The 14,643-nt window shown below is 43.7% G+C and carries 14 protein-coding genes; 4 read left to right on the top strand and 10 right to left on the bottom strand.

The features are described 5' to 3' along the window. The first annotated feature begins 3 nt into the window (after positions 1-3). A complete protein-coding gene (locus ABWP14_RS01250) occupies positions 4-573 on the top strand; it encodes a nitroreductase family protein (protein WP_353201152.1) in 570 nt (189 codons plus the stop codon). 49 nt (positions 574-622) lie between these two features. Here the strand turns inward: ABWP14_RS01250 and xsc are convergent, their stop codons facing one another. Next, positions 623-2,431 (bottom strand): sulfoacetaldehyde acetyltransferase, encoded by a 1,809-nt coding sequence (gene xsc / locus ABWP14_RS01245; protein WP_353201151.1) that lies wholly within the window; start codon positions 2,429-2,431, stop codon positions 623-625. A 142-nt stretch (positions 2,432-2,573) separates the two neighbouring features. Between xsc and ABWP14_RS01240 the strand changes: the two genes are divergently transcribed. Together ABWP14_RS01240 and ABWP14_RS01235 are read left to right on the top strand one after the other, a co-directional pair. After that, entirely contained in the window at positions 2,574-3,551 is a 978-nt protein-coding gene (locus ABWP14_RS01240) for an AAA family ATPase (protein WP_502930124.1), read from the top strand. Between the two features lie 73 nt (positions 3,552-3,624). Next, complete coding sequence (locus tag ABWP14_RS01235) at positions 3,625-5,298, top strand: cobaltochelatase CobT-related protein (RefSeq protein WP_353201150.1); 1,674 nt, start codon at positions 3,625-3,627, stop codon at positions 5,296-5,298. Here ABWP14_RS01235 and ABWP14_RS01230 read toward each other — a convergent pair. The 5 genes from ABWP14_RS01230 to ABWP14_RS01210 are packed head-to-tail and all read right to left on the bottom strand — an operon-like array spanning position 5,295 to position 9,491. Beyond that, positions 5,295-6,014 (bottom strand): GntR family transcriptional regulator, encoded by a 720-nt coding sequence (locus ABWP14_RS01230; protein ID WP_353201149.1) that lies wholly within the window; start codon positions 6,012-6,014, stop codon positions 5,295-5,297. The genes ABWP14_RS01235 and ABWP14_RS01230 overlap by 4 nt on opposite strands. A gap of 10 nt (positions 6,015-6,024) precedes the next feature. After that, on the bottom strand, positions 6,025-7,197 hold the full coding sequence (locus tag ABWP14_RS01225; protein WP_353201148.1) for a UxaA family hydrolase: 1,173 nt from the start codon (positions 7,195-7,197) through the stop codon (positions 6,025-6,027). Between the two features lie 40 nt (positions 7,198-7,237). After that, positions 7,238-7,519 carry a UxaA family hydrolase gene (locus tag ABWP14_RS01220; protein ID WP_028818665.1) on the bottom strand — a complete coding sequence of 94 codons (282 nt, stop codon included), beginning with the start codon at positions 7,517-7,519 and terminating at the stop codon, positions 7,238-7,240. A gap of 30 nt (positions 7,520-7,549) precedes the next feature. Then, positions 7,550-8,560: an Ldh family oxidoreductase gene (locus ABWP14_RS01215; protein WP_353201147.1), complete on the bottom strand. Its 1,011-nt coding sequence runs from the start codon at positions 8,558-8,560 to the stop codon at positions 7,550-7,552. A gap of 1 nt (position 8,561) precedes the next feature. Beyond that, complete coding sequence (locus ABWP14_RS01210; protein WP_353201146.1) at positions 8,562-9,491, bottom strand: hydroxyacid dehydrogenase; 930 nt, start codon at positions 9,489-9,491, stop codon at positions 8,562-8,564. A gap of 145 nt (positions 9,492-9,636) precedes the next feature. Between ABWP14_RS01210 and ABWP14_RS01205 the strand changes: the two genes are divergently transcribed. After that, the gene (locus ABWP14_RS01205) at positions 9,637-10,629 is read left to right on the top strand and encodes a Bug family tripartite tricarboxylate transporter substrate binding protein (protein ID WP_353201145.1); all 993 of its coding nucleotides are present in this window, start codon (positions 9,637-9,639) and stop codon (positions 10,627-10,629) included. Positions 10,630-10,667: 38 nt separating this feature from the next. Here ABWP14_RS01205 and ABWP14_RS01200 read toward each other — a convergent pair whose 3' ends face one another. Genes ABWP14_RS01200 through ABWP14_RS01185 form a run of 4 tightly spaced genes read right to left on the bottom strand, consistent with a single transcriptional unit; the run spans position 10,668 to position 14,639 of the window. Continuing rightward, positions 10,668-11,372, bottom strand: a complete 705-nt coding sequence (locus ABWP14_RS01200) for a sulfite exporter TauE/SafE family protein (protein ID WP_353201438.1) — start codon at positions 11,370-11,372, stop codon at positions 10,668-10,670. A 50-nt stretch (positions 11,373-11,422) separates the two neighbouring features. Next, the gene (locus ABWP14_RS01195; protein WP_353201144.1) at positions 11,423-13,144 is read right to left on the bottom strand and encodes an L-aspartate oxidase; all 1,722 of its coding nucleotides are present in this window, start codon (positions 13,142-13,144) and stop codon (positions 11,423-11,425) included. After that, the gene (locus tag ABWP14_RS01190; protein WP_353201143.1) at positions 13,141-13,752 is read right to left on the bottom strand and encodes a fumarate hydratase C-terminal domain-containing protein; all 612 of its coding nucleotides are present in this window, start codon (positions 13,750-13,752) and stop codon (positions 13,141-13,143) included. The genes ABWP14_RS01195 and ABWP14_RS01190 overlap by 4 nt, the downstream gene beginning before the upstream one ends. An 11-nt stretch (positions 13,753-13,763) precedes the next feature. Beyond that, the gene (locus tag ABWP14_RS01185; protein WP_353201142.1) at positions 13,764-14,639 is read right to left on the bottom strand and encodes a fumarate hydratase; all 876 of its coding nucleotides are present in this window, start codon (positions 14,637-14,639) and stop codon (positions 13,764-13,766) included. Positions 14,640-14,643 lie beyond the last annotated feature (4 nt).

The following is a 14,643-nucleotide window of genomic DNA, read 5'->3' as shown; positions in this document are numbered from 1 at the left end:
TCCATGAATGAATTTGCTGAGAAACTCATTCATGGAAGAGTACATATCTCCCCTAAGAGGCTAGGTAATCCTGGTCCCGATGTATCACAAAAGAATCAGATTCTACTAGCAGCAAATGCTGCCCCAGACCACGGCAGAATGATGCCTTGGCGCTTTATTGAAATTGGGCAAAGTAGTCGTGACGCTCTTGGTGAAGTCTTTCATAAATGTCTTCTTGATCGAGACCAAAATGCCACAACTATTCAACTTCAGGAAGCCAGAGAAAAGGCCTTACGCGGCCCCCTACTCCTATTAGCCATCGCTCATTATGAAGATGACACTAATGAAATTAGCAAAGAAGAGAAACTAGTGTCTTTGGGGTGTGCAATTCAAAACATTTTGCTTAGCGCTTACGCTCTTGGCTTTGGCTCTGGACTATCCAGTGGCAAAGCTTTACAAAGCCCCAGACTAAGAAATCTTTTTAATCTTGCTGACCACGAAGATCCAATTTGCTTTATCACGATTGGTACAGTCACTCAAAATAAACTAGGCCGAATAAGACCCAGCGTATCTGACTACCATTCTCTTTTTTAGTGATAAAAAAGGCCCGACAATGTCGAGCCTTTTGAATTTCTAATGACTATTAGACGTAGTCTTTATACTTATCCAAGAAGCGTACTGGCTTAGAAAGTGCATCACGACGGAAGGGGTCACCCAGTTCGCGAGTACACATAATCTCGACAACACAGGTTTTGCCTTCTTTCATCTGCATCTCAACTGCCTTTTTGAGAGCTGGGCCAACTTGATCAAGCTCATCAACCACGATTCCCTCTGCACCCATCGATTTAGCCATGCCTGCAAAACTTGGACTATCCAATTCACCAGCAACAAAACGGCGGTTATAGAAGTCCACTTGGTTCTTTTTCTCAGCACCCCATTGACGATTGTGGAACACCACTGCCGTTACAGGAATGTCATGACGAACCGCAGTCAATATCTCCACCATACTCATAGCCCAGGCACCATCACCAGCGTAAGCAATCGCAGGACGCTCTGGAGCAGCAGCTTTAGCACCAATAATGGTGGGCAAAGCGTAGCCGCAGTTACCAAAGCTCATTGGGGCAAGGAAACTTCTTGGGCGCTCGAAACGCAGGTAGCTATTTGCAACAGAATTAATATTACCGATATCTGTAGAAACCATCACATCGGCCGGCATTGCTTTTTCTAGCTCACGCAGGACCTGACGAGGATGTAAATAATGCCCGCCAGTTGGAGTCTTTTCTTTTTTCTGCTCTTCAATCATGTCAAGACTGAATGGGTCACGCTCATGAGTCCACTCGTCTAACTCTTTTTCCCATGCTGCTTTTTCAGTAGCGATGGTTTTGGCGCGCTCTGTCTTTGTAGCATCACAAACCAAGGTCTTACCAGCTAAACGCTTAGTCAAAGCAATTGCGGCTTCTTTTGCATCACCACAAATACCTACTGAAATTTTCTTCACCAAACCTAACATCTTATTGTCAGCATCGATCTGAATGATCTTGGCATTCTTAGGCCAATAATCCATACCATGCTGTGGCAAGGTACCAAATGGGCCAAGGCGTGAGCCTAGTGCCACGACCACATCAGCCTGAGAAATCAGCTTCATTGCAGCCTTTGATCCTTGATAACCCAACGGACCACACCATAGAGGATGGCTTGCAGGGAAGGAGTCATTGTGGAGATAGCTATTGACTACTGGGGCACCCAAGCGCTCCGCAAAAGCCTGGCATTCTTTCATACCATCAGCCATCACCACTCCACCACCAGAAATAATGACGGGGAACTTTGCATTCGCCAATAACTCTGCCGCTTCGTCCAAACTCTTTTCGCCACCGGGCCCACGATCGAGACGATGAGGCTGTGGAATTTCGACTTCAATCTCACCATAAAAATAATCGCGAGGAATATTCAATTGGGTAGGACCCATTTCAGACATGGCACGATCAAAACAGCGACCAGTATATTCAGCCATCCGCTTTGGATTATTGACGTGGCCCTGATATTTAGTGAACTCTGCAAACATAGGCAATTGGTTTGCTTCCTGAAATCCGCCTAAGCCCATTCCCATTGTTCCGGTCTCTGGAGTGATCATCACTACCGGGCTATGCGCCCAATAGGCAGCTGCAATTGCTGTGACGCAGTTACTGACGCCAGGGCCATTTTGACCAATTACAACACCATGGCGACCACTCACTCGTGAGTAGCCATCAGCCATATGTGCTGCTCCCTGCTCATGCACAACAGGTATTAAACGAATGCCAGCAGGAGCAAAAATATCCATTGCATCCATAAAGGCGGATCCCATAATTCCAAAGATGTCCGTCACCTTATTGGCGGCCATTGTTTCAACAAAAGCCTCCGAGGGGGTCATTTTTTGTGGGCCAGCAGGTAAATTAGTGCCAGTCTTAGACATTCAGCTCTCCTAGATATTCAATTAAACGGAACAATTTGTTCTACAATGTCTATATTAATGGTGTATTTTCTGCCATGTCAAGCATATAAACCCCGATATGGAATATATTTGACAACGCATTAAGACTCTTAAAGGACGTACTATGGCTGCAAGCCCCCCATCTATTGATTTATTGGATTTTCAACCGGATAAGATGGTTTCGCTTCATGCCGCTTTTCCAGAGTGCAAGGGCTTTGCTGATTTTCAAATTCCTGCATTTAGCCAAAGATCTGACTTAGTTCCAACAGTAGATCCGAGCTATCAACTCAATCCGCAAGCTAGTGTGGCGATCCTCGCTGGTTTTGCTTATAACCGTAGAGTCATGCTGCAAGGCATGCATGGCACTGGAAAATCAACCCACTTAGAACAGGTTGCCGCTCGCTTAAATTGGCCCTGCTTACGCATCAATCTTGACGGGCAAATCACCCGCATGGATCTCATTGGAAAAGACATCATCACTCTTGAAGATGGTAAGCAAGTGACCCAGTTTCAAGAAGGGCTCATTCCATGGAGTTTGCAACGCTCCATTGCTCTGATATTAGATGAATATGATGCCGGTCAGGCAGATGTCATGTTTGTCATTCAACGCATGCTTGAGCGTGAAGGCCGTCTCACACTACTCGATCAAAATAGAGTGATTGAACCAAACCCAGCATTTCGGATTTTTGCGACAAGTAATACAGTTGGTTTAGGTAACTGGAACGGATTGTATCAGGGAACTCAATTGCTCAACCATGGACAAATGGATCGCTGGGATATTGTTGCTGCCCTCAATTATCTGGAGCCTGAAGAAGAAGAAAAAATATTGCTGGCAAAGGTACCGGAACTTTCGCCCGAGACCGCAAAACAAATGATAGCGCTTGCTAATCTCAGTAGAAAAGGCTTTGAGGCTGGTGATATCTCCATTTTAATGTCGACTAGAACTTTGATTACCTGGGGTGAGAACTGGCGTATTTTCAAAGACCTGCAACTTGGCTTTACCTTAGCGTTTTTAAATAAGTGTGAGTCAGAAGAAAAATCCTTGGTTGCTGAATACTATCAACGTTGTTTTGCAACTGAGCTCATTGCCACTAAAAACTAGCTCTTTAAACTGGTGAATCTTGCAAACTCAATCCCACGATGAAGTAGCGTTACAAAACCGTTATGGGGCTATCATGCGCTCCCTATCAGGAGATACCCACCTTCAAATTCGGGATTGGCAGCTATTTCATAAAAGCCTTGCACTCAATGCTTTAGCACCTCATCTCAACCTGAGCTATTTACAAGCTCCTTGGGCGCATCCGCGAGGAGTATTAGATGGTGTTGCCTTACGCCTGCGTTATTCAGACTATGAACTTCATCTTTCACAATCTCCGAACGGTTTAGTTGAATCATTAATATACGAAGTCCTCGAGCAGATTCGGGTAGAAAGTATTTGTCCTGATGGACTAAAGGGCAGCAAGCAGAATGTCGAGAATCAATTTCTCGCATGGATGCAAGAGTTTATGGCCAATGGTGGTGTGGAAGGTAGTATCGGCCTTTTATTACTCTCTATTTTCTCTACTGTATGGGTCAAACTAAACCAACGCCCGATTCCGCAATTGATGCAGGATGTAGTAGAAGCCACTAGAGCGGGACTCGCAGAGAGACTTGGGCCTTATTTGGTCAAGCTCAAAGCAAGCCGGTTTGACCAAGCAAGTTATGCAATGACTTCCCTTGAAATTACACGACTAGTATCGAATTTAATTGATGCCGAATATCAAGATGTTCCTAGCATTCGAACTAAGCAAAAAAATATTAGCAACAATTTTTTAAAGATTGAGTGGGTTCAGCCTCCAGCCCTTGGATCTAAATCTGAAAAACAGCAGCATTATTCTGCGCAAGATGCGAAAACATCTTTAGAACGATCATTGGGGCAATACAAAGTATTTAACTCTACTTATGATGTTGAGATTGAGGCGAAAAAGAGCATTCGACCAGCTCAACTTGCTATTCACCAACAAGAGCTTAGCGAGGAAATCACAAAGCTCAATATCCCTTGGGGGAAATTAACGAGGTCTTATGAAAAGATATTTAACACAAAGACACTGAAAAGATGGCAGACCACTGAGACCGAGGGTCTCCTAGATCGGCGCTATCTCAGCCGTATTGCTACTGCCCCACTTGATCCCGTTCTTTATAAGCATCCTTCCAAAAAGATAGAGGCTTTAGGAAACGTTACGCTTCTAATCGACTGCTCTGGCTCAATGAAAGATCAAAGACTCAAGATCGCTACTTGTGTAGATTCTCTGGTGAGGATATTAGAGCAGGCACAGATTCAAACAGAAGTATTGGGCTACAGCACGTCTGCTTGGCAAGGTGGGAGACCTTTTAAAGAATGGCGCAAAAATGGACAAGTCCCTAATCCAGGCAGATTAAATGAGCGTGCACATTGGATCTTCAAAGACTTTCATACCCCTTGGCGTAAGGCAAGGCCCGGTATTGCTGCGCTCCTAAGATCAGAAATCTATGCTGAGAGTATCGATGGTGAGGCTCTACTTTGGGCAGCCCAACGCTTACAAAAAGAAATAACTAGTCATGTCATTAATAAAAAACTGATTTTATTTTCTGATGGCTGCCCCATGGATCGAGCTACCATTGAAGCGAATGGAGAGTATTTCCTCAAAAATCACCTGCTACAGGCAATTGAATGGTGTGAACAACAAAATAATATTGAATTATGGGGATGTGGAATTGGAGAAGAATTAAGACCATTCTTTCCAAATCGCTTAAGTTGGGACCAAGAAAAAGAGGATCCTAGTGAAAGCCTGATGAATTGGGCTAAAGAACTAAGTTCCGCAAAAAGCTAAGTTACTAACTCATTAAAGTATTCATGATGAGCCGTGTTTAGCGTAGAAATGCGCCACTCAATAGGTTCATCTTGTATATCAAGTGCTACCCTACGAATATGGAGCACAGGTGCATCTGGCTTTAACTTTAACCACGTTGACATTTGTCTACCCGCCAAACCAGCCCGCAATCTTTCATTCGTTTTTACTACTGATTGACCATAACGCATTTGGTATAACTGGTAAATACTGCCTTCTCGTCCATCAAATTCAGTACGAGTTAAATTTTTGAAACGCTTTTTATCTAAAGTAATGTGGTCAATCATCACGCACTCACCTTCCAAATATAAGCGAGTGACGATGCGCCAAACAGGCGTTCCATCCTTAATGCCTAACTTAAGAGACTCCTCCTTGCTTGCTTGCGTCGCTCCAAAAGAAGCAGTCTCTACACGGGGATACGTTTTTTTATCAGCATCCCAGCGAGCAACATGGAAAAAATAATAAAGTAGTCGCTTAGCATCGTGTTCTGCAACATAGGTCCCCCTGCCTTGACGGCGGACAACAATACCTTCCGCAACTAATTCGTCTACCGCCTTGCGCAGGGTGCCTATAGATACATCTAACTCATTGGCCAAATCCTTTTCGGCAGGCAATGCCTGACCCATTGGATAACGACCCCTGACCAGATCTTCGGTGATTTTTTGTTTCACCTCTTGATAAGCGGTCAGGGACTTCATAGCTTAAAACTTAAGCAGACTCATACAGACGGGTCATCACAAACTCACGGTGACCCAAAATCTCAGCCGCAGTTAATTCACCGTTTGCAGTTCTCAGAAGAGCATCGAGCAGCTTCTCACCTGCTGAATCTAAGGTCTCTTCACGACGCAAAATACCAGAAACATCTACATCGATATGTTCTGACATTGTCCGCACTGTTTTTGGATTAGCACATAACTTAATCACCGGAAGAATTGGATTACCAATCACGTTACCTTGTCCTGTAGGAAAGAGGTGGGCTGTAAAACCAGATGCTGCGCAAAGCGTCACCATTTCAGCGGCGGCAGAAGATGAATCCATAAAATGCAAACCTGGAATCGTTGGGGTCTCAGCCTTATCTAACACGCCATCGACAACACATTTCTTGCCAATTTTTTGAATATTACCAAGCGCTTTTTCTTCAATCGTTGTTAGACCACCAGCAATATTACCTTTGGTAGGCTGTGAATCTGATAAATCGCTAGTTTTATTCTTCTCGATCACGTCTTGATAACGATCAAACATTTCACGGAATTTTTTCTTCACTTCTGGAGTACGGCAACGTGCCTCAACCAAATGCTCACCGCCAGTTAGCTCGGTAGTTTCACCAAATACCAAGGTAGAGCCAATCGCATAAAGCTTATCAAACGCATTACCAACTGTTGGGTTCGATGCACAACCAGAAGTAGTATCAGATTCACCACACTTAGTTGAAACCCATAACTCTGATAGTGGCGCTGAAACACGTTGCTGTTTAGAAGCATGCTTCATCATGGAATAGGCGGCCTTACTAGCACTTGCAATCGTTGATGTATCGCCATTACCTTCGATCCAGAAACCTTCTACTGGCTTACCAGACGCCTTAATTCCATCAACCACAATCTTTGTCCACTGTGGCTCGATACCAATCACCACTACTCCAGCTACGTTTGGATTACAACCAGCACCGATCAAGGTTCTAAAGTGAAGGTCTAAGTCTGCGCCAAACTGAAGGCGGCCATAAGGATGTGGAATGGCAACTGTACCCTTAATATTATTTGCAACCGCTTCACATGCTGCATTCGATAAATCATCTAAGGGCAAAATAATGACGTGGTTACGAATACCCATACGACTATTTTCACGGCGATAGCCCATAAAAGTTGCTTGTTTTAAATTAATCATTTTCTATCTTTCTTAATATCGTAATGAATACGGGTATCGATTACCAACGCTTAGTTTTGACATTTTGAACATGGGTATGCTCGCCCTTTTTGATGGGAGCAACTACCTTGCCGATATCAACACCGTACTTAATAATGGTGTCGCCAGTCTTCATGTCCTGCAAAGCAATCTTATGCCCAATTGGAATATCACTTTCAGATTTGATATTGACAGTGCTATCACCGTCCATTACCCAACCGATTAAATCAGTACCAGCCTTCACACCTTCCACCACGACAACGCCAACGACGTCTCCTGGTTCATGCACGACAAAATGAATCATTTCTTTCTCCTTATCAATCTTATTTGAATACTACCCATTCCATGACTGACGAATGCCAGCCTGAGTTTCCTCTACAACCACATCAGAAACGTTTACACCATCTTTAAATCCTGCTGCTCTTTGCTTAAAGCGTCGCTGGCCCGGCAAACGAGTGCCTGAATCAGCTGCTAGCACTTTTAAAAAGTCACGCATTTTATTTGCAAAAACTTGAGTACCCGCAAGACCTGGATCAATCGTTAGAAGAAGCTGTCCGATACGTGGGCGATTTCCCTTAGCATCAAAAAATGAGTCAGCCTCATATGAGAACCTGCTACCAGATAAACCCACCACCAATAATTCAACAATCAAAGCGAGTAATGCACCTTTATCACCGCCCAATGGAACCATCAAACCTTTCAATCCAGCTTGTGGATCTGTTGTAGGCTTACCATCTGCAGTTAATGCCCAACCCTCAGGAATGGACTCACCTTTCTTTGCAGCAACCAATAATTTGCCACGCGCAACCGCAGATAAAGACATATCAATTACCAAGGGATCGCGATTGGCTATTGGGAATGCAGCGGCTAATGGGTTAGTACCAAACATAGCCTTGCTTCCCCCAACCATCGGCATTGCAGCAGGCGTATTGCCGAACAATAAGGAGATATATCCAGCGCGAGCGGCAGCCTCTGCAAAATGACCAGCAACGCCAAAGTGGTGGCTATTAGTCACCGCTACAAGACCAACGCCACTTTTTGAAGCAAGGTTAACCGACAAATCTGTTGCAAAACGAAGGGCTGGAAAAGCCAGTCCATCACAAGCATCAACTAAGGCTGCAGATGTTTTGAAAGGACGAACCTTTATTTTAGGAGCTAACTCAACTCGGCCATTTTTTGCATGACCTGCATATTGTGAAACCCGCGCTAAACCGTGTGAGGCTAAGCCGTCTAATTCTGCAAGTGCTAAAAATTGAGCTGTTTCAAAAGCAGCCTTTTCGCCGATGCCACCAGCTTTTAATCCAGCCGATGCCAACTGAACCATCTTTTCATAGGATAAGTTCATTTCAAACCCCTAAATACCGATTAACTTCATCAGCAATCATTTGACTAACACGCTCATTACTTTCTTGTGTAACTCCAGCGATATGTGGTGTCAAGATGAGGTTCTCTATTCCTGCAAAATGATTTAAATCCTTTGCGGGCTCTGTAGAAAAGACATCGATTGCTGCGCCCCCAATTCGCCCAGAGCGCAGTCGCTCTGCTAGGGCCAATTCATCAACGATGCCGCCTCGAGCCGTATTAATTAGACAAGCGCCTTCTTTCATTTGGTCAAGCGTAGTCGCATTAAACAAATTCTTGGTTTCAGGCAAATAGGGAAGGTGTAAAGAAACTGCATTGCTTTTAGACAACAACTCATTTAATTGAAGTAAGGAAACCGAAAATCCGTCAAGAGCAATAGAATCTTCAGAGAGCATTGGATCGTATGCCACACAATGCAAGCCAAACGCATGCGCCTTTTTAGCAACCACTCTTCCAATGCTACCAAAACCTACAATACCTAATGTCTGACCTAAAAATTCGTGGTAACTAGAAAAACGAGGGCGAGGCCACTCACCCTTAAGGGTTGATATCGTAGCAGGGATAAATCCACGAGTTAATGCAACTGCAGCGCCGACAACATACTCAGCTACTGACTCAGCATTCGCACCTGTCGCAGGAATAACTTTGATATTGCGTTTGGCACAAGCTGGTAACTCAATATTTTCAAGCCCAACGCCCAAACGACCAACAACCCTTAAATTTGGTGCAGTCAGTAAAATTTCTTCATTGACTTGAGTTAGGTTACGGACAATCAGCCCATCAATATTTTGCATTGCAGCAATTAAAGCTAGGCGATCTTTATATAAATCTGGCTCATAAATCACATTATGCTTAGAACGCAGGGTTTCTAAGGCTTGACTAGTGATGAACTCAGAGATCAAAATAGTAGACATATCCATATCATATAGATGATTTAAATCACTTGCAAGAAAGAGCTCAATTTTTTAGGAACAAATAAGCTTATTTTTTATAAATATTGCTGATTGATTGAAATAAGAGATAAGATTAAACAAACACCAATAAAACTGGAGGAGCAAGATGTTTAAGAAAGGATTGATTGCCGTTTTAAGAAATGCATTTATTAGCCTTGGAGCGCTAGCCTGTATTGTCTCCCCTTCAATTACACAGGCTCAAAGTTGGCCAGATAAGCCAATTAAATTGATTATCCCTTTTGCTCCTGGCGGTACTACTGATATTCTCGGAAGAATTTTGGCACAACAAATGACTACCATTCTGGGTCAAAATGTCATTGTCGAAAACAAAGGTGGTGCTGGAGGCAATATTGGCGCTGAAGTCGTTGCAAACGCACCTCCCAACGGTTATACCTTATTGCTTTCATCAGGAAGCATGATGACGGTTAACCCATTTTTATATAAAAAACTTCCCTTAAATTACGCTACTGATCTTACCTACATTACTGCAGTAGCTGGCGGTCCAATGCTGGTATCAGTTAACCCAAATATTCCAGTCAATAACTTAAAAGAGCTAATCGCTTTTGCAAAAACCAAGGAGCTGACTTTTGGTTCAGCTGGAATTGGTAGTCAAGTTCATATGGCGGGTGAAAATTTTACCTACTCAGCAGGAATTAGCGCCACTCACGTCCCTTATAAGGGTGAAGGCCCAGCCCTTACTGATTTAGCTTCTGGACAGATTGACTTTATGGTTGGCAACCTTCCGGCAGCAGCAGGCTTCGCAAAATCTGGAAAGATCAAACCCTTAGCCATTACTAGCAGTAAAAGAGTTGCACAATTACCCGATGTTCCTACTGTTGCAGAAGCGGCCATTCCAGGATTTGTTAATTTGGGCTGGTTTGCGCTAGCTGCACCATCAGGTACTCCAAAAGCTATTCAGGAAACAATATATAACGCAACTCAAAAGGCCTTGATATCAGATGCAATGCGAAAGAGCCTAGAACTTAATGGTCTTACAGCAATTTTGAACACCCCTAAAGAGCAGTTAGATATTCAAATTAAGAATGAAACAGCAAACTGGGAAAAAGTGATTAAGGCTCGTAATATTCAAGCCCAATAATGATTAGTTAAGGACGCTCTTGATGAGAGTCCTTAACTTTAAAATAACTGGCGCACTAATAAAGTGGTTCCTGAAAAAAGTAAAATGGAACCATAGGCCACCCGCATCGCTGCATTACTTAATTTAGCGTGTACATGAGTTCCAGCCCAAATGCCAAGGAAAGTAGCAGGAATCAGACATATTGCCAATCCTAATACAGGCCAACTAAGCAATAATCCTGTCGCAACCATAAGACAAAGTCGCAAAACAGTAAGGATCAATATTGCGAAGGCCATAGTTGCTCTCAGTGTTTTTGGATCTGCAATCCTTAATCCAAGGTAAGAGGCATAAATAGCTCCACCAGTAGCAAAAAGTGCAGTAAAGATACCCCCAAAAAATCCAAACGGAGCAGCCCACCATCTATTAATTACTTTATGTAGCTCTCGATTTCTTTGCCAAAGAACTCGGGCACCATTAAAGGCGGCAAACACTCCCAATGTAATCAATAAGGGAGCGCTTGGGGCTTGAAGCAAAACTAATCCCCCCACCACAATACCTATCAAGGTAAAGGGGAATAGCCACTTCAATTCTTTCATATCTGCGTTGCTTGAATTTTTATTTCCGAGATACAAAGACCCACAAATATCTATCATGACCATCATTGGCACTACCGACTTTAATGGGTAAATCTGGACTAATAAGGGAACGGCAACAATAGAAGAGCCAAACCCAGAGACTCCAAAAATAAAATACGCGCCAAAGATGATGATTGCGGCTAAGGCAAATGTCAGCGGTTCTATAAACTCAAAAATGACTAGGTCTCAACAAGAATAGTTTCGCCAGGCTTTACTAGAGTGAATTGAACTAGTCTATTTTCGATCAACAGTCTTTGACCTTGAAGATTGATCGCTGTGTAATAGGAGTCTTCCATGGATCCGGGCTCAGGAAAATCCTCGCGATAATGCGATCCCCTAGAATTTTCTCTAGATATAGCTGCCTCAGTAATTGCTTTACTCACCTGTATGAGATTTTGTAAATTCATCCAATCTTGCCAAGTCACACTATATTCACGTTGAATATTACCAACACCAATTTGTAATAAGACTTCCTCTAAGCGATGGAGAGTATTGCGACCACGAAGTAGACTTTCTTTTGTTCGAGATATTCCTACATCATCCCACATACATTCAGACAAGGCATCACGAACTGCCTCAATATCACCTGCTGCTTTGTTAAGTGGTGCCTCATGAGCTTGAATGCTGGCATGAACCTCGTCCATATTGCACTCAAGTAAGCTCTGCTTAGCAGCCCAGTGAGCCATCGTATCTCCTGCAATACCACCAAATACAGTTGAATTTGCAACCCCGTTTCCACCAAGACGATTGGCCCCATGTACCCCGCCCGTATCTTCACCAGCCGCATAGAGACCAGGTAAATCAGTACTGCAGTCACTTTTGAAGACAAGGCCACCCATCATGTAATGAGCAGTAGGAACAACCTCCACTAAATCATTTGCCAAATCAAAACCACTATCAGCGCACCGCTCGACCATTCCCTTGAATTGCTCCCGCACATTCTGAGGCCCTAAATGACTCATTTGAATATAGGCACCACCATTAGGTGTAGCTCTTCCCGCACGAATCTCAGAATTGATGGCTCTTGACACAATATCTCTTGTGGCTCGCTCGTTACGTGAATCATAGTGATTCATAAAGCGTTCGCGATTACCATTTAGCAAGTATCCGCCTGCTCCCCGTAACCCCTCTTCTATCACTGTCCCTGTCATTCGTGTTCCAGGGCCGGCTAATAAACCAGTAGGATGAAACTGCACCATCTCCATATCGCGTAAGGTCAATCCTGCGCGTAGTGCCATGGCTAAACCATCGCAACTTTTATCACCTGACGGTGTATGGTATTTGTACATCGTTGGCCCACCACCGGTAGCTAATAAGACAGCCTTGGTACGCACAAGGGTAAATTGACCTGTTTGCATATCAAGCATCAATACTCCGGCAAGTGACTTACCATCTTTGCTATGAATCAGTTCAATAGCGCGGTACTCTTCCAGCCGATGAATGCCTCTAGCCCATACTTGCTCTGCTAAACGATTAATAATTTCAATACCAGTTAAGTCACCCTTGTGAACTGTTCGATCAAAAGTCTGCCCTGCAAAAGCTTTTTGATGAATTGTTCCATCAGGGTTTCGATCAAAAAAGCAACCCAACTCATTTTCTAATTCTCGAATGCGCTCTACTGCCTTACTCACTAAGGTCCATGCTAATTCTTGATCCGACAGCCATTTACCACCTTCAATGGTATCCATAAAGTGTCGCTCTACCGAATCTCCTTCAGCTAAAGCAACGTTGTAACCGCCCTGAACCATCCGGGTACAACCACATTTGCCCAATAAACCTTTAACGGCAATCGTAATATGTAAATGAGGATTTGCTTGATGCGCATGTAAGGCTGCGAAAAGCCCTGCGCCACCAGAGCCCAATATCAAAATATCTGTTTCAATTGTTGGAATAGTATTCATGAATGAATTCCAAGGCTTTTCAGTACTGCATCTTTCTTGCGTGCAACTTCACCCTTTACTTCTTGGTAAATACTGCCACCATGACTATCCATCGCCACTAATAAAGGGCCAAAATCCTTTATCTTGAAACGCCAAAGCGATTCAGGGTTGAGATCATCCATGTCCACATCTTCAATTTGCTCTATCCAAGTAGTTTCTAAAGCGGCAGTACCGCCAATGATCGCTAAATAAACACCACCCAGCTCTTTAAATGCTTCAGCAGAGTCTTCTCTCATGCCACCTTTGCCAACAATCATGCGAACACCTTTTTGCGTCATGAGGGGGCGTGTGAATCGTTCCATACGATCAGAAGTAGTAGTACCAATGCAAATAGGCTCATATCCAGCAGGAAATTGCTTACTAACAGGAACTTTACGAACATTAGGCGCCGTATGAATAACTGCATGCCCATTGAGATCAAAACGGGTTTTGCGATCATGATCAAACATGTGAATCTGCGTGGCATCTCTAATGCCAAACAGGGTATTTTGCAAAGTCACAGTGTCATTGATGCGAAGTTTACGAATTGCCTCTTCGCTAACTGGTGTTGCAAGGCTGTAATGAGTCATCAGTTATTTTCCTAGAATCCGTAGCTCACACCAGCGGACGTAAAGGTAGCGCGGGCTCTGCGTGCGGAATGACACTGCATATTCACAGCCACTGGATTCATGGTGATATGAGTATGTGCTAGCTCTACCTGGACTGCAAAGGCAGTTCCATCGCCACCAAGCCCTTGTGGGCCAATGCCAAGTTGATTCACCGCAGCACTCAGTTCTTTTTCAAGCTTGGCGCCTTCTTCATCACTGCATACACTACCAAGCTCACGGGTAGCTGCGCGCTTTGCCATCGCTACACATTGATCAGACGTACCGCCAATACCAACGCCAACGATTGTTGGTGGACAGGTCTTGCCACCAGCAGATACAACACTCTCAATCACAAAGGCTTTGATACCATTGATACCATCTGCTGGAATTGCCATTTTCAAAAAGGAATTATTTTCTGAGCCACTACCTTTGGGCACCATTTCAATTTCTACGGACTCTGCATTACCAAAAAAATCAATATGAATCGCTGGCATATCAATTCCGCAAGAGGTGTGATTATTTTTTCGGGTAATAGGATGAACAACGGAAGATCTCAGAGGGTACTCTTGAGTAGCACGCTCACAACCTTTACGAATGGCAGCCTTTAAGGCCATTCCATCGAATTGCACATTTCCACCGATCTTGACGTTATATATCGGTAAACCCGTGTCTTGGCAAAGAAGATTATCCTCACGCTCTGCCACGGAAATATTCGTAATCATGGTTTTTAAAACCACTTGAGCACGAGCATCTGTCTCAGATTTATCTAACCTATTGATACCAGCCTTGATGTCATCAGGCAGCACCTTGAGAGCACGAATGTAGAGCTCTTTACAGGCCTCCTCCACTAAATTCATTTGTAATTGCATATCT

The sequence above is a fragment of the Polynucleobacter sp. genome (genome assembly GCF_040400325.1).
In the GTDB taxonomy this organism is placed as follows: Bacteria; Pseudomonadota; Gammaproteobacteria; order Burkholderiales; family Burkholderiaceae; genus Polynucleobacter.
Note: the sequence above shows the minus strand (reverse complement) of the source record. Positions and strands in the feature narration are given on the sequence as shown.